The organism is Dyella sp. PARNA 12/25 (assembly GCF_055702865.1).
In genome coordinates, this window is record NZ_JBVQCI010000004.1 from 52,496 (window position 1) to 71,712 (window position 19,217).

The window sequence follows — 19,217 nt, forward strand, 5'->3', positions numbered from 1 at the left end:
ACGCGCTCCTCTACGCGCTGCCCGGTCGCAATCCGGGCTTCCGTCATTGTGCGCGAGGTGCGCGCATGACTTTCGGTCTTGCCATTGCGGTCGTACTGGTCGCGCTGGCCTTCACGTACATCAACGGCTTCCACGACACCGCCAACTCCATCGCTACCGTGGTGGCGACCAAGGTGCTCACGCCGGGTCAGGCCGTCATGTTGGCGGCCATCACCAACCTGATCGGCGCCCTGTGGGGCACCGCCGTGGCCAAGACCATTGCGGCAGGTTTGATCGACACCAACGTGATTGCTGCCGGCCCGCAGCTGTTGCTGTGCGCGCTGTTGGCAGCGACCGTGTGGAACCTCATCACCTGGTGGCTGGGCCTACCGTCCAGCTCCAGTCATGCGCTGGTAGGTGCGCTGGTGGGCGCTGCGATTGCAGCGTCCGGCAACAACTTCGCGTCGATCATCTGGGCGCAGGGTGGCGCGCACTGGTGGGAGGGCAAGGGCGTGTTGCCCAAGGTGGTCGTGCCCATGGTGGTGTCGCCGCTGATGGGCTTTGTCATGGGTTTCCTGCTGATGGGTGCGCTGTACGCCCTGCTGAGCTGGTTCTCCGACCGCAAGGGCTTCCTGCATCGCTTCGGTCGCACCCCGTTCGTCAACAGCTTCTTCGGCAAGGCGCAGATCGTTTCAGCCAGCGCCATGGGCCTGGCGCACGGCATGAACGATGCGCAGAAGAGCATGGGCATCATCGCGCTCGCACTCGCAGGTGCGACCGCCGCAGGCCAGTTCGATGGACTGCCGCATTGGCTGGATTTTCTGCGTATCAACGGTTCTGCTGCGGGCGGTTTCAACGTGCCGGCGTGGGTAGCCGTGGTGTGCGCGCTGACCATGGCCGCGGGTACCGCAGGCGGTGGCTGGCGCATCATCAAGACGCTGGGTCACAAGATGGTGAAGCTGCATCCAATCAACGGTTTTGCCGCTGAAGGCAGCTCCGCCGCGGTGATCCTCACGGCATCGGCTTTCGGTATTCCGGTATCCACCACGCATAACGTGTCCGCCTCGATCATGGGCGTGGGCGCCGCCAAGCGCTGGAACGCCATCCGCTGGTCGGTGGTGGAGCGCATGGTATGGGCGTGGATTCTCACGCTGCCCGTCACGGCGCTGCTGGCTTACGGCATGGTGCGGTTGTCGTCGTTGTTCTGACGTTGACCTTGTAGGAGCGCACTTGTGCGCGACCCGGTGCGTCACGGTCGCGCACAAGTGCGCTCCTACAGAAGAGTTACAAATCGTCGCCGCCTGCAGCGACGATCCGCTCCAGTTGATCCCCCAGCTGACCCAACTCCTCGATTAGCCGCTTCAATTCCGCGGCATCCAGCAGTTCGTAGGGGCGGTTCTCGCACAGGTGCAGGTAGGGCGAGCCGTCCAGGTCGGCGACCGCAAGGAATCCTTTGCGTTGCTCCCAGTTGAAGCGCAGGCAACGCCGCGGATCAGCGCCGGCCAACGGGCCCACCGGGGTGGAGATGCGCAGATAGCGTCGACCAGCCTCGTCTTCCAGTTCAGCGAGATAGATACCCTGATGCCGGTTCTGCGGCAGCGTCAGATCAAAGCTGATGAGATAAGGGTCGTTGTGGCGCAGCTCGTGCAGGCTGCCTATATGGGAACGCACAGCTTCAAAATGGCGCATGGGTGCGGTCTCCTTGGCAGACGATTCCAGTGCCGCTACTGTGCCACGACCCCGCGTAAAGAGCCTGTTGAAGATCATGGACAATCCCATGAACGAAGCACATGCCCGCATTTTTGCCGCCATCGCGGCCATTCCGCGCGGGCGTGTCGCGAGCTACGGCGCTATTGCGTCACGTGCGGGTCTCCCGGGGCGTGCCCGCCTGGTGGGGCGCGCGCTGGGTGAGACGCCGGAAGGCATGGAGCTGCCCTGGCATCGCGTATTGCGGTCCAGCGGACAGATCGCCTTTCCGCCGGGTAGCCGCGGCTTTCGTGAGCAGAGCAAACGCCTGAAGTCCGAGGGTGTGGAAGTGCGCAATGGACGCGTGCCGTTGTCCACCTTTGGGCTGGACGCGGATCTGGATCGGGCGCTGTGGGGTATGCCGGGTTGATGGCGGGCCACCTTCTGTAGGAGCGCACCTTGTGCGCGACCGCTACGCCTCACGTCACTGCTTCGCTGGATGGTCGCGCACAAGGCGCGGTCCTACAGAGAACACAGGGCACAGCAGACAAAGCCGATTTGTTAGCATCTCCCGATGCCTCCCTCGCCCCTCGATATTCTCCATAGTGTTTTTGGCTACACGCAGTTTCGCGGTCAACAGCAGGCCATCGTCCAGCAGCTGATCGAAGGCGGCGACGCGTTGGTGTTGATGCCAACGGGTGGTGGCAAATCACTGTGTTACCAGATTCCCGCACTGGTGCGGCAAGGCACGGGCATCGTGGTGTCGCCGTTGATCGCGTTGATGCAAGATCAGGTCGATGCGTTGCGCGAAGCCGGTGTCTCGGCGGCGTATCTCAACTCGAGTCTGAGCGCGGAAGATCAGCGCGAAGTCGAGCGACGCCTGCTGGCGGGTGAATTGAACCTGCTCTATGTCGCCCCGGAGCGACTGCTGACGCCGCGTTTCCTCAGCATGCTGGAACGCACCGAGGTGGCGCTGTTCGCCATCGACGAAGCGCACTGCGTATCGCAATGGGGTCACGACTTCCGTCCGGAATATCGAGAGCTGGCGATACTGCACCAGAGCTTTCCGCACGTACCGCGCATCGCGCTTACTGCGACCGCCGACGACCGCACGCGCGAGGAGATCGTCGAGCGATTGGCGCTGCAGCAGGCGCACCAATTCGTTTCGAGCTTCGATCGTCCCAACATTCGTTACCAGGTTGGCCTGCGCCACAACGCACGGCGGCAGTTGATGGAATTCCTCGAGCGCCGTCGCGGCGAAACCGGCATCGTGTATGCGCTCAGTCGCCGCAAGGTGGACGAGACCGCCGCGTGGCTCTCCGAAGCTGGCATCGAGGCATTGCCTTACCACGCCGGGCTGGATGCTGCGACGCGCAACGCCCATCAGCGGCGCTTCCTGCGCGAGGACGGTGTGGTGATGGTGGCCACCGTCGCGTTCGGCATGGGCATCGACAAACCCGATGTGCGCTTCGTGGCCCATCTGGATCTGCCGCGCAGCATGGAAGGCTATTACCAGGAGACGGGGCGTGGGGGGCGAGATGGTCTGCCGGCCGATGCCTGGATGATCTACGGCCTGTCCGACGTGGTGACCATGAGCCAGATGATCGCGCAGTCTGAATCGGCAGATGAGCGCAAGCGCGTCGAGCGCCAGAAGCTGGAGTCGTTGCTGGCTTATGCGGAGACGACGCAGTGCCGTCGTGAGCTGCTGCTGGCCGCGTTCGGCGAGTCGTTCCAAGGGCCGTGCGGTCGTTGCGACAACTGTGTCGAACCGCCGAAGACATGGGACGCGACAGTGCCTGCGCAGAAGGCGCTTTCGGCGGTGTATCGCAGTGGGCAGCGCTTTGGTTCCGGGCATGTCATCAGCATCCTGCGCGGCGAGGACAGCAGCCGCATAGGCGAGCTGGGCCACGATCGCCTGTCCACTTTCGGCATCGGCGCCGATATGGACGAGAAGCAGTGGCGCTCGGTATTCCGCCAATTGCTTGCACTGGGCTTGTTGGAAGCGGATGCGGAAGGCTTCGGCACGTTACGACTCACCAAAGCCAGCCGCGAGGTGCTGGTGGGCAACAAGCCGGTGCGCCTGCGCGAAGATGCGCGCCCCGTGCGCGCTACGCGCAAGCGTAGGGATAGTCAGTTGGTGACCGGCGGCAGCCTGGGCGTGGAAGCGTACGAGCAGCCGCTGTGGGATGAGTTGCGCAAACTGCGTACCCAGCTCGCGAAGCAGCACGGCGTGCCGCCGTATGTGATCTTCCACGACGCCACCTTGCTCGCGATGCTGCGCGCGCTGCCTTCGAATGAAGAGGAGTTGGCGGCAATTAGTGGTGTGGGTGAGGCGAAATTGAAGCGGTATGGGAAGGATTTCTTGGCGGTGATCAATGCGCACGAATGAGGATGCGCGCCGCGGCTTTAAGTCCTCTCCGCTTTGGCGCGTTGCGGTGTAGCCGTACCGCATGTCGTGCGATCGTGACGATCCGGGCTTCGTCAGCGGCAAGGCTTGTATTAATCACGACGCTACGACGCCCCCGCTCTGGAGGCCGTTTTCTTTGGGTTACTTTTCTTTTGGGCCAGCAAAAGAAAAGTGACTCGGCCTTCGGCAGAAGGTCGAAACGCCCGCCGCGTAGGCGGCACGCTGGCGGTAGCGTTAGGTCAAGAGCGAAAGTCACTGGATGACCAGCTTCGCTGTTGTAAAGCGCCTCCCGCTTGACCAGCCTTCGGCTGTTGAAGAGTGCCTCGCGGGGATGACGGTGAGGGGCATGCGACGGTGAGGGGGGCACGGGTGCTCGCGAGCACCCACCCCTCACCCCAACCCTCTCCCGGAGAGGGAGAGGGAGAAAAGCACGCTCAGCCCGCCAACCGCCACCGCGCCCCATCCCCCGACACCCTCGAATGCGCCAATGCGGACTCGGGAACATAGCGCCACTGCGCCAACTCCCCAGGCAACCGCGCCTGCGCGCAGGTCATACGAGTAGCGATCAACGCCGCTTCCGCCGTCTCATGACGACCTATCTCTTGCGCCTCGCACAACACCCGCCACTGGCGACCGTGCCGGACGATGCGAAATAAGCCAATTTTTGAGGGGTAAACATATTGCGCCAGCATGGGATCAGACGATCTTCTTTTGACTGATGGCGCATAGCCTGCCGCATGCCCATGACTCCCCTGTGATTCCTGTCTGGCTTCTCCGTGACGCCCATGCTGCGTTTCTGTTGCGGGCGTCATGTGAATCAGCGGCGCGTGAAAATGCCATTTGGTGGCCGCAAAAAGAACGGCCCGCATCGCTGCGGGCCGTCCCTTACGCACTTCGTCGATCGCCTTTACTTGCGCTGCGCTGTCGTCGCGTCGCGGGCGGCGCGGAATTCCGAATCCTTGCTCCAGTTCGGCCAGGCGTCGGAATTGGCCAGGTCGCTGCCCAGCGTGTAGAGGATCTGCAGGTCGCGCGCCATGCCGGTGAACGGCCAGCTTGCCTGCCACTCATCTGACGGCTGGTGATAGTGCTTGGTCACGTACTCTTCCTCAGCAGCCTTGCCAGCCGCCACACCACCATCGACCCAGTCGTTGCCCGACTCGAACGAGATGGCCGGCACGCCACGCTTGGCGAAAGAGAAGTGATCGGAGCGGAAGAAGTGACCGGCTTCAGGCTTCGGGTCACCTGAATACACCAGATCCCACTTCTTCGCGGTACCGGTCAGGTCATCGAGCAGACCGAGCTTGGCGCTGCCGGAGATGCTGAAGTTGCGCGCCGGACCCTGCGGGCTGAAGCCGTCCATGTTGATCACGCCGACCGTCGTAGCGAGCGGATAGAGCGGCTTGGAGGCGTAGTACTCCGAGCCCAGCAGGCCCTTCTCTTCGGCGGTGACGTTGAGGAACACCACCGAACGCTCCGGCTTCGGCTGGCTGGCGAACGTGCGGGCCAGCTCGATCAGCGCGGCGGTGCCGGTGGCATTGTCCACCGCGCCGTTGTAGATCTTGTCGCCCTTGGCATCCGGCGCGCCGACGCCGAGGTGGTCCCAGTGCGCGCTGTAGATCACCGTCTCGTCCGGGCGCTTGGTGCCATCGATGCGCGCCACGATGTTGTGCGAGGTGATCACCTTCGAGTCGATCTTGTAGTCAGCTGAGAAGGTTTCGCCCTTCAGCTCAACCGGCTTGAACTCGCGCGTTTGCGCCTGCTTCTTCAGCGCCTCGAAATCCAGCCCGGCAGCCTTGAACAGGTTCACCGCCACGTCGCGTTGGATCCATGCTTCCAGCGGCGTGTGCACAGTGGAGGGGTGGTCACGCACCACGTCGAACTGGGTGTTGGTGTTGGAGTTGGCCACCGTGGCCCAGCCATAAGAGGCCGGTGCGGTTTCGTGGACGATCAGCATGCCGGCCGCACCCTGGCGGGCGGCTTCCTCGTACTTGTAGGTCCAGCGGCCGTAATAGGTCATGGCCTTGCCGCCGAAATCACCCACGCCGGTTTCGAAGTCCGGGTCGTTGATCAGCACCACGGCGATCTTGCCGTGCAGGTCCACGCCCTTGAAGTCGTCCCAGTTGCGCTCCGGCGCCTTCACGCCGTAACCCACGAACACCAGGGGCGCATTCTTGATCGACACGGCCTTGGAGCCGTCGAGTGCCGATCGCACGGCGATTTCCTTGCCCTGGGTCAGCGGCTCGGCTTTGCCGTTGACGGTGAAGGCCAGCGAAGGCTTACCCGCGATATCGGACCGCAGCAGCGGTACGGCCTGGGTCCATTCGCGCTTGCCGTTCTTGAGGTCGCCGCCTGGCTGCAGGCCGGCTTCCTTGAACTGTGCCACCACGAAGTCGATGGTCTTGGTTTCGCCTTCCGTGGCAGGACCGCGGCCTTCAAATGCGTCGGACGACAGTGTTTTGACGTCTTCGGACAGGCGATGCGGATCAAAGGTAGGAGCGGTGGGGGCAGCGGCAAACAGCGCGGACGACACCGACAGGGCGAGCAGGGATAAGGCCAATCGCTTCATGGACAGCACCTAACGTGGAAACGAACCTCGATAGTAGAGAGCGCCGCCGCCGCGGGTCCATAGCAGGGTTGCCCTACAAAGGTCGAGGCGGCCGGCCCGAGCGAAAAAAAAGCCCTTAAAAACAGGGTTTCCGAGGGGGTAATCGTGACTTTCTTCACCCCTGCCGGGCTTTGGAAGCAAAAAATCCATATTTTTTCTGCTTTGCCGCTTGGCGACATGGGTTTCTTTGCCATACATTCCGCATGCCGAGAGGCATTCAAACACCAACACTTTGATGACCACGGGGAAATGTATGGCGAAGGCGCAAAAAGCAGCAGCAAAGAAGAAGGCCGCTCCCAAGGCCGCAAAGACCGCCGCTAAGGCAGTCGTGCACAAGCCGATCAAGGAAGCGCTGGGCAAGTCGGGCCTGGTGGCCCACATCGCCGAGGCCAGCGGCGTGATCGCCAAGGACGTGCGTGCCGTGCTGGCATCGCTCGAAGCAGCCGTGACCGGCTCGATGCACAAGAAGGGTGCCGGCCATTTCACCATGCCGGGCCTGCTGAAGATCACCGCCGTCCAGGTTGCGGCCAAGCCGAAGCGCAAGGGCATCAACCCCTTCACCAAGGAAGAGCAGTGGTTCGCTGCCAAGCCCGCCACGGTGAAGCTGAAGATCCGCGCGCTCAAGAAGCTCAAGGACGCTGCTCTCTAAGAGCGGCTTTCCCATAGCTTCAAATGTCAGGTGCGGCGTTCGCGCCGCACCTGACGAAAAGTGGAAAACATGGTTGTCCGCTGTCAAAGTGGGCAAACAGAGAAGAAGACGCCGGTGGCGTCTTTTTTTTTGGCCCCGCCACTGATCGCATCCCCAATTGACGCCTCTGGCCACCAGGCCCACCCGTGACATCGGCGTCACGATGGGAACGATAGTGTCCTGAGAATCCGCATGGCCTCCAGCACTGCGCGCGGTGGTGACGTGACAAAACCACCGGTCAGTGCTTGCGATGGCGCGACAGCGGTCATCATCTCGTTCATTGGGGATAAGGCCATGACTACCCAAAGCGACCTGGCGCTGAATCTCTACAAGACCAACAGCGAACTGCAGCTCCGCATCAGCAAACTGGTGATGGAGAACTGGAAGAAGTGGCTGGAGCTTTCTACGCGCGCGGTCGACGATGGCATCGCCGAGTCGCAGGCGAGAGTGGAGCAACTGCTGAAGGCGCAGGACTGGGCCGCCCTGTCGACCCTGCCCGCCGAGACGTTCTGGCGCCTGCTGCAGCAACGCATGGGCGACAGCAACCTGACCAACCATATAGCCGCTAATGTGCAGGCCCACTTCGCCAAGGGTCTGCAGGAAGCCATCCAGGTCTGGCAGCAGGACACAGCCCGTGCGATGGGTAGCGTCGGTGACCTGGGTGCTGCCAGCCAGCCGTGGAGTGACATGATGGAGCAGTGGGGGCACATGTGGCCGTGGGCCGAGGGGAAGGGCGCCACCCGCGATAAGTAGTCCTGCCTCCGCGTTTCGCGGATTTCCGACCGTCATCCTGCAGCTAAGAGATGCGCGGGCGTCGAATTTGGCATTTTGCATATGGCTGCCGTTACCCAGGCGCGACCGCCGTGTGCGGCGATCTGCACACTGCATCGCGTTACGGTGGCCCCGCTCATGTTGAACTGCAGCGCCCCTGCGGCCGAATCGACTGCGCAGCCTGGACAGGCGAGATTCGCCAGCGAGCAGCCAGATCGCCGCGGGCAGAGAGGGGAAGCGTTTCATTGTGCTGGACAGCTCGCCTCCGGGACTACGCCGACAGAGGCAACCCTTGGTTGCGCGGAAAACGAAAAGGGCATGTTGGTTACTAGTCTTGTCACAAAGGTCTAGTTATCTACGGATACCCTGCTTCGGCCAGAGTGCGATGCGCTCCGGTGCCGTGCATTCCAGGAGTGTCAGGTGCCGTAGGTGAAAAGACGAACGAGACGGGTGATATGAGCGTGGTGGAACAGGAACAACGCGTGGCGTTGTGGAGCCGGAGCGACGACGTCCTCTCCGGGGAAAATCCCTTGGGTCGGCACGGCGTGCCGGCTGAACTTGCTACCCGTCACTTCTCTGGCGGCTGTACGTCGCTGGTGCCGATGGCGGATGACTGATGCGCTACGCGATCTACTTCTGCCCCGCGCCGGCCAGTGCGCTAGCGTCCCTGGGGCGTGACTGGCTGAGTACCGAGATGACGCCCAACGGCATCCCGGGCATCCCCCCGAGCCGCTGGAACGCGCTGCTGAGCGACGTTCGCCGCTACGGCTGGCATGCCACCTTGCGCTCGCCGTTTACGTTGTCGCCGGACCATGACATCAACGATTTGCGCAGCGCGATGCGTAGCATCGCCAGTGCACATGCACCGATCAATCTCACGTTGCGCTGCACACGTCTTGCTGGCTTCCTGGCCCTGCGTCCCGTTGGAGACTGCAGGGCGGTCCATGCACTGGCCAATGCCTGTGTCGAAGCGGTGGAGCCGTTACGGCTGCCCTTGGCCGAGCACGATTTCCAGCGCCGCGCTTCCGAGCTCGACGCTATCGAGACTCACTTTCTTGGACGTTACGGGTATCCCTACGTGTTTGAACGTTATCGGTTCCATATGACGCTGTCGGCGCCAGCTTCGGTGGATGAAGAGCGCGCACTCCAGCGTTGGCTTTCCATTCGTGCGGCGATGCTCCCCGCGGCGCGCATCGATGCGCTGACGTTGTGCGTTGAGACATCGCCCGGCGCGGCCTTCGAGCCTCTCGAGCGCATTTCGCTGGCCAAGGTTTCTGCTGCATGAGAGCGGGCCGCCTCTATTACGTTATGGGCTCCCCTGGGGCTGGCAAAGACAGCGTGCTCGGCTGGGTGCGCGAGAATGGTCCTTCCCATGGCGTGGTCTGCGCGCATCGTTACATCACGCTGCCGGTGCAATCGGCTGGCGAAGATCATGTGGCGCTCAGCCCGGTCGAGTTCGACCTGCGTGAGCGTCGTGGACTGTTTGCGCTCACCTGGCAGGCGCACGGCTTGCGTTACGGTCTCGGCAAGGAGATCGAACATTGGTTGCGGCAAGGTGTGGACGTGCTGGTGAACGGCTCGCGTGAAGTGTTTCCGCTTGCACATGCGCGTTTTATGGACATGGTGCCCGTACTGATCGCCGCGAGTCGCCAATCCAATGTCGGCCACCTGCACACGCGCGGACGTGAGGCGCCGGAGCAGGTCGAACAACATATTGCGCGCTGCGGCGATGATGTCGTGACGGAGCCGATGCTCACCATCGTCAACGAGTCCAGCCTGCCAGAAGCGGGAGAGGCGCTACTCAGTGCCATTTGCAGGCACGCGTCGAGTCGCTGAGTAAAGCGACAGCGAGGCAAAAGCGGTTGCTTAGCGCATGTGGCCGTGGCGCTGTCTTTGCTGCATGGTGGTCGCTGTTGTCTCCGCGTCGCCATCGCCCGCGCCCGGGATGAGGTGCAAGACCCTTTTACCCGTCCATTCGCAGGAACTCACACGCGGTTGACGCCCAGGCGCACAATCTGCAGTCGGCACGAACGTGCCGGCGGCGCAACATGTCCTGTGGCCCGCGCCGCCAGCCTTCCTGATGCACGATCTGGGAGCGCGCGATGAAAAAGACTGTGTGGATCGTGGTGGCCAACCGCGCCGTCGCGCGCGTGTTCCAGACCAACCAGCCCGTAGGTCCGATCCAGGAACGGGAGTCGTTCATCCATCCTGAGAGCCGTCTGCCTGACCAGGAGCTGGTGTCAGACCGTCCTGGCCGGGGATCCGATCGCATGGGCCCGGGGCGACACGCCGAGGACCCGGATACCACCGTAACCGCCGTGGAAACCGCCAATTTTGCCCAGGAACTGGCACGATTCCTTCTGAAGGGGCGCAACGACGGGTATTTCGATGCGCTGGTGCTCATCGCCGCGCCGGCCTTCCTGGGTGCCCTGCGTGAACGCCTGGACGGCCAGACGCGTGAACGCGTGATGCTGGAGGTGGACAAAAACCTGGTGCACCTCGATGCGGCGGCCCTGCGTGGCTATTTGCCCGATCGCCTGTATTCGTCGGTTGAGGGCTAGGGGTGTGAAGGGGGCGACGCCGGACCCGCTGGGTCGTTATGTGAACTGGAGCACATTTCTCATATGCCGTTGTGTACGTGCCGTCTATTTGTCAGAACAGGTGCCGATCAGGCATTTGCGGAGCCCACGGCGGACTGCGAAACTCGGACGAGCTGCGGGTAGCCAACTGGCGTTCTCCCACTATCGACAGGGTTGGATTCACTGTTTCTTCACTGTGATGCTTATTGGATCCATTCCTTTGTATGGCGATTCGCGTACGGGAATTGCCGACCGAGTACCTTCTTGAGCTAAGGGGTAGCCTGAGATGCGAAATGGAACAGGGGACCGTGCCTGGATGGCGCATGTCGCGGTCGCGCTTGCGTATGCCGTCGGCTCGACGCTCCTTCATCAGATTTCCTTTTCGCACTGGGTGATTTTCTCCGGGTTCCGGCTGTGCGCCCTGTTGTTCGTTCCCCTTCGGTACTGGCCTGCACTCGCGGTGGGCGAGCTCGTGCCACTTTCATACATCAGCATCACTTGCATGGACGAGTTCGGCTGGCTGTGGTCGTTGGTGGCGGCCATTCCCCCTATCGTGGTGGCTATGCCGGTGGTCTACTGGTGTCGCGAGCGTCTTCGCATTTTCCCCAGTCCGTCGACCGTGAAGATGGGCGTGCTGCTGCTGTGCATGTTTCTGGTATCGATACTCTGGACGCTCTGCAATCTCTCTTCGCTTGCGGTGACCAACCTGCCCGCCGATTACCCGACACTGCATTGGGATGTGGTGTCGTCGAACTGGTTCATCGGCAACTTCCTTGGCGTACTCACGCTGACGCCGGTTGCCGTCTGGGTTCGTGAGTGCCTGGCGGTGACGCCCAAGGGCGCTCGTTGGGGGCAGTTCCTCGAGAGCCGGCTGCTGCTCGAAGGCATGTCCACGCTGTTGCCCACGCTTGCCTTGCTGATCTGGCTGAGCTTCCATGCCGGCAGCGAAATGGCGCGCGAGGCAGCGCGCATGGCTATGTTCCTGCCAGTGATCTGGGTGGCGGTGCGCCACGGCTGGCAGGGCGCAGCCATCGGTGGCACCGCGGCCAGTATTGCGGTGGTGCTGACCATGCCCAACAAGTACGAGCTGAGTACGTTGCAGGTGCAGGTGTTTATTGCGTTTGCCATCACCTCGATGCTGCTGTTGGGGGCGCGCATTTCCGTCCTCAATCATCGCGACCGCGAGGAGCGCGCCGAACTCCGGTTCGCCCTGGCCATCGCGCAGCGCAATATCTACATCAGCGAGATGCAGTTGCGGCAGGTGTCGCAGGCGGTCGAACAGATTCGTGAGTCGGTCAAGATGGGTTACGGCCATCTGATCACGCGCTTGCGTCATACGGTGCCCGTCGTCGATGAGCGCAGTTATATGCGGCAGGCGGCGGTTGCACAGGAGCAGCTGTTCCGCCTGTCCGACAGTCTCTATCCCACCATTTGGCGCGAGCGTGGCCTCCCCGCAGCTCTACGCGAGGGTTCCATCGCACGTGGGCTCGAAGAAGTGGGTGTGTCGTACTGGTGCGAAATAGAAGGGCGCGGGCTGAGCCGACTTTCTCCCAACATCCATATCGCGCTTTATCGCCTTGCCTGCGAATGCATTGTGCTGGTTTGCACCAAGCACAACGCCAGCAACATTCATCTGCGCATTCGTGGCGGCATGTTCCAGGGGCGCCGCTGGGCCGTGCTTTGCGTGGACAGCCAGGCGAACGCAGCGCGAGGTGCGCATGCTCGCCCGGATGACCTGATGGTGCGGTTGGCTTGCAGCGGTATGGGCTTCGATGCCATTCAGCATCGTGCACAGGCTTTTGAGGGAACAGCGCGCCGCAGGGCAACTGAAGCCGGTGAACGGATTAGCCTGATCCTTCACGATCCCGAACTGTAGCGACGGCACGGCCGCCGCTATAGTTCAACAACCGTCAACCTCGACGGACAGTGCCTTACTGATAGCGCGTGTTACATGTGATCGGGTCGCAGCCCGCGGCCATCGCCTTCAACTGCATGGTGCCGTCGCTCAGTGGCGTCGCCGTTACCTGCGTGGCGGTGTCCTGATAGACCGTGGTGGACGCAGCAGCGGGAGCTGCCGTCGACACGGCAGGTGCCTGCTGCGGTGTGCTCACCTGCTGTGAGAAACGTCCGATAGGCAGCGTGATGAATTGGCCATTGGACGTGCCTACGGCGCCGAGCACGTTGCCATTGGCATCGTTGATCTGCACGTATTGAATGCCGCCAAGCACAAACACATAAGCGTGGAAGTTGGGGCTGCGGCTCACGTCCGATGCGTTGGGCCAGGATTGGCCAAGACCGGAGGCGGGTGGCTGGGCGGCAAAAGCAGCACCCGACAGGGCGAGAGTCAGCAGGCCGGCAAGGCATGCGCGAGACGACAGGGCTTTCATCATATGGGACCCCTTTCTTGGTAACGTGCTCAGGCGTTGAGCAGCGAAGCCGAATGTAGCATCAACCCAGTCCCGTGCCCTGTGACAGTTGGCTGATGTGCGCCCAGATGTGGGGCCAGGGGTACAGCCTTCAGACGTCCATTCGGAGATGAACGCCTTGCGCCCGGAATGAGCCTGTTAAGAACAGCTGGCGCGCGGATCATTCCCGCAGTACCCGTTTAGTGTGCTTTGGAAATCATGGGCTTAAGTGGCCTTGGTGGTCATTGGGGAGGCTGTTGCACCACGGCGTATGGCCTGCGCTCAACCTGGCCCGGTTCATTCAGGTCACCGCAGCGATCCACGGCGCTGAAGCGAGGCTTGCGCTCGTCAGTCATCCTCGTCAGTGCCGTCCACGATCTTCCGCTGAATACGGTCAAGATATTCGTCGAGTTCCTTCACGCTGGAAAAGACATCGCTCACCGGCACGGCTTTGACGATCTCGAACACCTTGCGCACTTGCGGCTGGGGGTTGCACAGCAGGGTCTGGCCTTCACGTGAACGCATCGACTTGCGGATCTTGGCAATGCTGCGCAAGCCCGCGCTACTGATGTACTCGAGCGAGGAAAGCTCGAGCACCACGGTGCTTCCCGTAGCCATCTGATGTAGCACCTGCGCCGCCGCGGCATCGAACTCGCCGAACGTCACGGCGTCGAGTCGCCCATGCAGATGCAAGGTGGAACGCTGCGGCGACACGTGGTCAGCGTGCAGACTGAAGGTCATGGTCCTGCTCCGGCCGATTGGGGTAGATGAAACGCAGTTGAAGATGATTGCCCAGCTCGTCGTGCGCGTAATTGAAGTCGCTGGCCATGGCGCGTACCAGGTGAATCCCCAGACCACCCTCGGCATCGGCATCGGCGATGTCGCCGCTAAGCACCGGGGCAGGGGACAGCAAAGGGTCGAACGGTTGGCCGTCGTGATGCAGCTCGACGGTGATGGCGTCGTCGGCTGCGGTCAGACGCAGCTCGATGGTTCGGTCATGTGCCGTCGCGTTGCCATGCTGCACCATGTTGACCATCAGCTCCTCGAGAACCAGCCGTACATCCGCGCGCACATCGGGATCGATACCCGCTGCGCGCAACGCCTCGTCGCAGCGTTCGAGCGTCTCGAACACATGCGTTATGGAAGCGGCGATGGTGATGTCGAACATGGACGCCTCCGTTTCCGTCCCATCGTGATGCCAGCGTAGTGCAAGCACAGTGATATCGTCGGCCTGGTGCTGGCCGGTCGCAAAATGTTCCACGTCGGCCACCAGGCGGTCGACAGGGGCCTCGTCGCCATCGGCAACCTGTTGCGTCAGGCAGGCCAGCATGCGTTCCTGACCGTACATGGTCATGCTGTGGTCGGTGGCCTCGGTGATGCCATCGGTATACATCAGCAGGGTTTCGCCGGGGCGCAAGCGGATGCGGTGCGCTGGATAGGTGGCGTCCTCATCCAGGCCCAGCGCAGGGCCAGTGCTTAGCTCCAGCAGGCGCGGCGCGTGGCGGCCCCATAGCACCGGCCGTTCATGGCCTGCGCTGGCCAATGAAAGGTTACCGGTAACGGTATCCAGCAAGCCGCACAGCAGGCTGACGAACATGCAGCCGTCGTTGTTGCGGCATAGCTCCTGATTCAGCAGCTGCAGCAACTGCTGGGGCGACTGGGCGCGCGGCGCCAGCGCCTTGGCCAGCGTGATCGCACGCGCCATGAACAAGGCAGCGGGAATGCCCTTGTCTGACACATCGCCCACCATGATGTAGAAGCGCTGGTCGTGCAGCATGAAATAGCTGTACAGATCGCCGCCGACCGTTCGCGCCGGCTTCAGCACCGCATGCAACTCGAAGTTGTTGCAGCGAGCATCCAGGTAATGCGCGCCAGGCAGCAGCGCCGTCTGGATCTGCTGGGCAATCTCCAACTCACTGGCGAGCCGTTGCTGTTCGCGTGCTACGCGCGTCAGTTCGGCCATGTGCTCGGCCAGCTCGGTGCGCATGTGGTCGAAGGCGCTGGTGAGTCGGCCAATTTCATCGTGCCGCCGCACCGCAGGCAGCTCGAAATCGAGTGCGCCGCGCGCCACGTGCTCGGCGCGCTCCGTCAGCACGCCCAGCGGCTGCATGATGCGGCGGGTGATGGCAAAAATCATCACGGTCAGGATCAGCAGCGCAAGCCCACCGACAATCAAGGCGAGCAGAAACGCCTGGCGCACACCGGCGTAAGTGCTGGACTCGGGCACCATCATCGCAAACTGCCAATGGGTTCCCTTGATGGGGGCGTGATAGAGCCACACCGGTTCGGTGGCGCGCGAGTGCCGTGTCAGCACCAGCCTCACGGGGGCGACAGTGGGCTGGTTCAGTACGCCAAGCACATCGGCACTCGTCGGTTGGCCGACCAGCTCGGGATAGTCGCTGGCGAGGTATGTGCCTCGCTGGTCGATGACAAAGGCTTCGGTGCCCGGTGGCTTGTTCAGCGACTTCAGCACGCTTTGCAGCCATTCCAGCGTCACGTCCGCATTGAGCACGCCGATCGGCTGGCCATTGACCATGATGGCCGACGAATAATTGACTAGCTTGCGATGCCGGGACTGAGAGAAAAACGGTTGCTGCCAGCAGCCCGTGGTGCAGGTCAAACCCGTGCGAAACCATGGGCGATCCCAGTACGGGGCGGGATCCAGCAGCAGGTCGCGCGTCACCAGCGAACCATCGTCACGGCGACTGACGAAAGGCGACTGACCCGCCGCCAGAGCGGCAGCCGAGTGCGGGATATAGGCTGCCGACAACCCTGCCAGATCCTGGTTGTGTTGCACGGCATCGTGAATCAGTGACGCCGCATCGTCGGGCCGTGGACCAACCAGAGCGGCGAGCATCTGCGTGGTATCGATGATCTTGTCGAGACGTTGCTCGATGCGGTTGCCAGCATCGCGTGCCAGCGTGGCGGACTCCCGATGACTCCGCTCGAGGATCTGATGACCCATGACGCGAAAGAGCAGATAGCCGCCAGCGACGATCACCAGCGCCGTGCCGGCCAGAACGCCCAGGGCAAGCCGTGAAGCAATGCTGCGCAACACCATGCGACTCCCCCTGAAGTGAAGACAATCTAGCTAGTCCGCGCAGGACCCTGCAAGAGAACAGAGTCTCAGTGGCGTTTTGGTACGGGCGTCTATCCATCCGCACATCGGTTGTGATGGCGTCAACGCCATCCTCACATTTCACCAAACTGTTACCGCCTTGTTGCATTGCGTGGCATGCCACCCGCGGCGTAACCTGCGGGCGTTAGCCGGACGTCTTGCTTCGAGGGCCATGCACCTTATGGGCAGCCGCGACATTGGTGAGATGCACCATGCCGACCCACAGGGCAGCGAAGCGCCCATGGCAACTCGCGCACAGGAAATGGCGCATGTGGGAACCCTGGAGTGGGATATCCCCTCGCATCGGGTCGTTTGGTCCTCCGAACTATGTCGCATCCACGGCATGGAGGGCGACCGATACGAGTCCACCATCGAAGACTATCTGTCACGCCTTCAGGCCGACGATAGGGAGCACGCAGCACTGTTGTTCGGGCAAGTGCGCAGCGATCACAAGCCGTTCGAATTCGACGCGCGGGTGAGTCTTTCCGATGGCACCGTTCGCATCCTTGGCCATCGCGGGCTCGTACAGGTGGACAAACACGGCCATGCAAAGCGTGTGCTGGTGGCCTGCCAGGACATCACCGAGCAGAAGCGTTCGCAACAGCTCGCCATGGGGCAACACGACATTCTTGTCGGCATGGCGGCCCAGCATCCGTTGTCGGAAAGCCTGGATCGCATCGCGCGGCTGCACGAATCGCTCAACCCCGGCGCGTTGTGCTCCATCCTGCTGGTGGATGACGAGGGGAGGCACGTGCTTCATGGTGCAGCACCCAACCTTCCCAGAGCTTACAGCGCCTTGTTGAATGGTCTGGAGATCGGCGACGAGCAAGGCTCATGTGGTACGGCAGCGTGGCGCCGTGAACGTGTGGTGGTCGGCGACATCGAAACGCACCCCTACTGGGCCGATTACAAGGCGCTTGCGCTGGCCCACGGCCTCCGGGCGTGTTGGTCCACGCCGGTGCTTGGCAGTGATGGGCGGGTACTGGGCACCTTCGCCGTGTATTTCAACGAGCCACGCGAACCACGCCTGGACGAACTCGAAAGCATCGACCAAATGGTGCCCATTGCGGGTGTCGCCATCGAAAGCGCGAAACTCATCGAGCGACTGCGTGTCAGAGATCGCTTCTTCGACATGTCGCTTGAGCTGTTCTGCATCATGGACCCGGTGGCGGACCGACTAATCCAGTTCAACCCCTCGTTGCAACGGCTTACCGGTTACGATGCCCAAGAGCTCACCAGCCGAAGCTATCGCGAGCTGTTTCTGGAAGAGAAGGGCGAGCACGTCGAATGGAGCGGGCCGACCTTTCATGGCCCTACGCGAGCGATCCGTGAATTTGTCACACGTTGCATCTGCAAGGATGGCACTGAACACATCCTCGAGTGGGTGTCTTTCGCTGCACCGGATGGCTTGCTCTATGCCGTGGCGCGTGACATCACCCAGCGACTGGCGGTAGAGGACAAGCTTGCCTATGCCTCCTCCCATGACGCCATTACCGGCCTCAAGCATCATCTGCTGTTCGAACATCACCTCGCCGACCTGTTGCACGAGGAGCCGTCGCTGCTGTCGGTGATGGTGATCGGCCTGGATCGCTTTCAGGTGGTCAACGAATCCATTGGTCACATCGCTGCGGATGATGTGCTGAGACGACTGGCCGTTCGGCTTCAGACGGCGCTGCCCGAACATGCCTTTATGTCGCGCATTGCAGGCGACCAGTTTGTTATTGCGATCCCCGATGTCGAGCCGACCGTGGCGCGCGATCTTGCCGCACGCATGCGGGCCGTAGTGGCCAGCCCGATGGAGTGCGCCGACTACCGCTTGATGTTGACGGCCAGTGTCGGCGTGAGTCACTACCCTCATCACGGGCGTAATTCCGAGGATCTGCTTCGCCGGGCCGAAGCTGCGATGAATCAAGCGAAGCGGGACGGTCGCGACCAACTTGCCGAATTATCGGTAGCGCAGATGGTCGAGCTGGAGGACAGAGTGCTGCTCGGCACCCGCTTGCAGGACGCCATCAAGCGGCGAGAGCTGGAGCTCTACTTTCAGCCGCAACACACTGCCAACGGGTTACGCCTGATCGGTTTCGAAGCCTTGCTGCGCTGGAACTGCACTCAGTTTGGGCCACTGCCGCCCGCGCGCTTCATCCCCATTGCCGAAGCGCTGGGCCTGATGCCTGAAATCGGCGTATGGGTGTTGGATACCGCGTGTCGCCAGACGCGTGCATGGATGGATCTTGGGCATTGCGGCTTCATTGTTGCCGTCAACGTATCGGCGCAACAACTGATGCGACCTGGTCTGGTCGAGAGCGTAAGTGACATGCTTCAGCGCCACGGGGTTCCCGCCGCGATGCTCGAAATCGAGATGACGGAAAGCGCGCTGATGGAAGACGTCACGCGCACCCGGGATACGCTCGGCGGCCTCAAACACCTTGGGACGCGTCTGTCGCTGGACGACTTCGGCACGGGCTACTCAAGCCTCTCCTATCTCCGCCAGTTCCCCATCGACAAGCTGAAGATCGACAAGAGCTTCATCAACGGCCTGCCGCTCGACGCGAAAGACGTAGCCATATCCACGACCATTGTTACGCTCGGCCACCAGCTCGGCATGGAAGTCGCCGCGGAAGGCGTGGAAACGCAAGGGCAGGCCACCTTGCTTGCAAAGATGGGATGCGACGTGCTGCAAGGGCACTACCTCGCGCCCGCATTGTCGGCGCGTGAGGCCCAGGTTTACTTCGGCAATATTCATTACGGCGCGGCCTGAGCGCCACCGCAGCGTGCGCCGGTGGCATTGGCGCGGTCGACTGGCCGGATCCGTCGTTGTGCTTACCCATGCCTTTGGGCGTAAAGACCTGACGGCAGATCCGTTGCACCTGACGGAACGCCTGGTCGACTGGTACGCCGTGATCTTTTCGGGGAATACTAGCGAGAGCAGCCACCCCGCGACCCGCAGGGTGCGGCCATTCGACCTGACCTGAAGGCGAG

Annotated in this window: 17 protein-coding genes; 12 read left to right on the top strand and 5 right to left on the bottom strand. The window is 62.2% G+C overall.

Features of this window, described 5'->3' with window-relative positions; genetic code table 11:
- Positions 1-65: 65 nt before the first annotated feature.
- Positions 66-1,187, top strand: a complete 1,122-nt coding sequence (locus tag AC0GUR_RS10525) for an inorganic phosphate transporter (RefSeq protein ID WP_472877429.1) — start codon at positions 66-68, stop codon at positions 1,185-1,187.
- 76 nt (positions 1,188-1,263) lie between these two features.
- Here AC0GUR_RS10525 and AC0GUR_RS10530 read toward each other — a convergent pair whose 3' ends face one another.
- Positions 1,264-1,668 (bottom strand): hypothetical protein, encoded by a 405-nt coding sequence (locus tag AC0GUR_RS10530; protein ID WP_472877430.1) that lies wholly within the window; start codon positions 1,666-1,668, stop codon positions 1,264-1,266.
- Between the two features lie 88 nt (positions 1,669-1,756).
- On the opposite strand from AC0GUR_RS10530, the gene AC0GUR_RS10535 reads away from it, so the two are divergent.
- Together AC0GUR_RS10535 and recQ are read left to right on the top strand one after the other, a co-directional pair.
- Complete coding sequence (locus AC0GUR_RS10535; protein WP_472877431.1) at positions 1,757-2,095, top strand: MGMT family protein; 339 nt, start codon at positions 1,757-1,759, stop codon at positions 2,093-2,095.
- A 144-nt stretch (positions 2,096-2,239) separates the two neighbouring features.
- Positions 2,240-4,054, top strand: a complete 1,815-nt coding sequence (recQ, locus tag AC0GUR_RS10540; protein WP_472877432.1) for a DNA helicase RecQ — start codon at positions 2,240-2,242, stop codon at positions 4,052-4,054.
- Positions 4,055-4,979: 925 nt separating this feature from the next.
- Here recQ and AC0GUR_RS10545 read toward each other — a convergent pair.
- Positions 4,980-6,638: a M28 family metallopeptidase gene (locus AC0GUR_RS10545; RefSeq protein ID WP_472877433.1), complete on the bottom strand. Its 1,659-nt coding sequence runs from the start codon at positions 6,636-6,638 to the stop codon at positions 4,980-4,982.
- A gap of 144 nt (positions 6,639-6,782) precedes the next feature.
- On the opposite strand from AC0GUR_RS10545, the gene AC0GUR_RS10550 reads away from it, so the two are divergent.
- The 8 genes from AC0GUR_RS10550 (at position 6,783) to AC0GUR_RS10585 (ending at position 12,591) form a co-directional block, all read left to right on the top strand.
- Positions 6,783-6,998 carry a hypothetical protein gene (locus AC0GUR_RS10550; protein ID WP_472877434.1) on the top strand — a complete coding sequence of 72 codons (216 nt, stop codon included), beginning with the start codon at positions 6,783-6,785 and terminating at the stop codon, positions 6,996-6,998.
- The gene (locus tag AC0GUR_RS10555; protein ID WP_472877435.1) at positions 6,931-7,326 is read left to right on the top strand and encodes an HU family DNA-binding protein; all 396 of its coding nucleotides are present in this window, start codon (positions 6,931-6,933) and stop codon (positions 7,324-7,326) included. Before AC0GUR_RS10550 ends, AC0GUR_RS10555 begins: the two co-directional genes overlap by 68 nt.
- A gap of 333 nt (positions 7,327-7,659) precedes the next feature.
- Entirely contained in the window at positions 7,660-8,118 is a 459-nt protein-coding gene (locus AC0GUR_RS10560) for a phasin family protein (RefSeq protein WP_472877436.1), read from the top strand.
- Between the two features lie 473 nt (positions 8,119-8,591).
- A complete protein-coding gene (locus AC0GUR_RS10565) occupies positions 8,592-8,753 on the top strand; it encodes a hypothetical protein (RefSeq protein WP_472877437.1) in 162 nt (53 codons plus the stop codon).
- On the top strand, positions 8,753-9,421 hold the full coding sequence (locus tag AC0GUR_RS10570) for a DUF1045 domain-containing protein (RefSeq protein ID WP_472877438.1): 669 nt from the start codon (positions 8,753-8,755) through the stop codon (positions 9,419-9,421). Before AC0GUR_RS10565 ends, AC0GUR_RS10570 begins: the two co-directional genes overlap by 1 nt.
- A complete protein-coding gene (gene phnN, locus AC0GUR_RS10575) occupies positions 9,418-9,972 on the top strand; it encodes a phosphonate metabolism protein/1,5-bisphosphokinase (PRPP-forming) PhnN (protein WP_472877439.1) in 555 nt (184 codons plus the stop codon). Before AC0GUR_RS10570 ends, phnN begins: the two co-directional genes overlap by 4 nt.
- 266 nt (positions 9,973-10,238) lie before the next feature.
- The gene (locus AC0GUR_RS10580; protein ID WP_472877440.1) at positions 10,239-10,697 is read left to right on the top strand and encodes a host attachment protein; all 459 of its coding nucleotides are present in this window, start codon (positions 10,239-10,241) and stop codon (positions 10,695-10,697) included.
- 334 nt (positions 10,698-11,031) lie between these two features.
- Entirely contained in the window at positions 11,032-12,591 is a 1,560-nt protein-coding gene (locus AC0GUR_RS10585; protein ID WP_472877441.1) for an MASE1 domain-containing protein, read from the top strand.
- A 55-nt stretch (positions 12,592-12,646) separates the two neighbouring features.
- Here the strand turns inward: AC0GUR_RS10585 and AC0GUR_RS10590 are convergent, their stop codons facing one another.
- The 3 genes from AC0GUR_RS10590 to AC0GUR_RS10600 all read right to left on the bottom strand — a co-directional run bounded on the left by AC0GUR_RS10590 (position 12,647) and on the right by AC0GUR_RS10600 (position 16,181).
- Positions 12,647-13,105 (bottom strand): hypothetical protein, encoded by a 459-nt coding sequence (locus AC0GUR_RS10590; RefSeq protein WP_472877442.1) that lies wholly within the window; start codon positions 13,103-13,105, stop codon positions 12,647-12,649.
- Between the two features lie 363 nt (positions 13,106-13,468).
- Entirely contained in the window at positions 13,469-13,861 is a 393-nt protein-coding gene (locus AC0GUR_RS10595; RefSeq protein ID WP_472877443.1) for an STAS domain-containing protein, read from the bottom strand.
- Positions 13,839-16,181: a SpoIIE family protein phosphatase gene (locus AC0GUR_RS10600; protein WP_472877444.1), complete on the bottom strand. Its 2,343-nt coding sequence runs from the start codon at positions 16,179-16,181 to the stop codon at positions 13,839-13,841. The genes AC0GUR_RS10595 and AC0GUR_RS10600 overlap by 23 nt, the downstream gene beginning before the upstream one ends.
- A 298-nt stretch (positions 16,182-16,479) precedes the next feature.
- Here AC0GUR_RS10600 and AC0GUR_RS10605 point away from each other — a divergent pair, with 298 nt between their 5' ends.
- Positions 16,480-18,996, top strand: coding sequence for a bifunctional diguanylate cyclase/phosphodiesterase (locus AC0GUR_RS10605; RefSeq protein WP_472877445.1), 2,517 nt, complete (start codon positions 16,480-16,482; stop codon positions 18,994-18,996).
- The last annotated feature ends 221 nt before the right edge of the window (positions 18,997-19,217 follow it).

Bases quoted from the DNA above. Each gene is read 5' to 3' on its own strand.
- AC0GUR_RS10570 (WP_472877438.1), top strand. From the start codon at position 8,753: ATGCGCTACGCGATCTACTTCTGCCCCGCGCCGGCCAGTGCGCTAGCG.
- AC0GUR_RS10600 (WP_472877444.1), bottom strand. From the start codon at position 16,181: ATGGTGTTGCGCAGCATTGCTTCACGGCTTGCCCTGGGCGTTCTGGCC.
- AC0GUR_RS10530 (WP_472877430.1), bottom strand. From the start codon at position 1,668: ATGCGCCATTTTGAAGCTGTGCGTTCCCATATAGGCAGCCTGCACGAG.
- AC0GUR_RS10605 (WP_472877445.1), top strand. From the start codon at position 16,480: ATGGCAACTCGCGCACAGGAAATGGCGCATGTGGGAACCCTGGAGTGG.
- AC0GUR_RS10560 (WP_472877436.1), top strand. From the start codon at position 7,660: ATGACTACCCAAAGCGACCTGGCGCTGAATCTCTACAAGACCAACAGC.
- phnN (WP_472877439.1), top strand. From the start codon at position 9,418: ATGAGAGCGGGCCGCCTCTATTACGTTATGGGCTCCCCTGGGGCTGGC.
- AC0GUR_RS10555 (WP_472877435.1), top strand. From the start codon at position 6,931: ATGGCGAAGGCGCAAAAAGCAGCAGCAAAGAAGAAGGCCGCTCCCAAG.
- AC0GUR_RS10580 (WP_472877440.1), top strand. From the start codon at position 10,239: ATGAAAAAGACTGTGTGGATCGTGGTGGCCAACCGCGCCGTCGCGCGC.
- AC0GUR_RS10525 (WP_472877429.1), top strand. From the start codon at position 66: ATGACTTTCGGTCTTGCCATTGCGGTCGTACTGGTCGCGCTGGCCTTC.
- AC0GUR_RS10590 (WP_472877442.1), bottom strand. From the start codon at position 13,105: ATGATGAAAGCCCTGTCGTCTCGCGCATGCCTTGCCGGCCTGCTGACT.
- recQ (WP_472877432.1), top strand. From the start codon at position 2,240: ATGCCTCCCTCGCCCCTCGATATTCTCCATAGTGTTTTTGGCTACACG.
- AC0GUR_RS10585 (WP_472877441.1), top strand. From the start codon at position 11,032: ATGGCGCATGTCGCGGTCGCGCTTGCGTATGCCGTCGGCTCGACGCTC.
- AC0GUR_RS10565 (WP_472877437.1), top strand. From the start codon at position 8,592: ATGAGCGTGGTGGAACAGGAACAACGCGTGGCGTTGTGGAGCCGGAGC.
- AC0GUR_RS10535 (WP_472877431.1), top strand. From the start codon at position 1,757: ATGAACGAAGCACATGCCCGCATTTTTGCCGCCATCGCGGCCATTCCG.
- AC0GUR_RS10545 (WP_472877433.1), bottom strand. From the start codon at position 6,638: ATGAAGCGATTGGCCTTATCCCTGCTCGCCCTGTCGGTGTCGTCCGCG.
- AC0GUR_RS10595 (WP_472877443.1), bottom strand. From the start codon at position 13,861: ATGACCTTCAGTCTGCACGCTGACCACGTGTCGCCGCAGCGTTCCACC.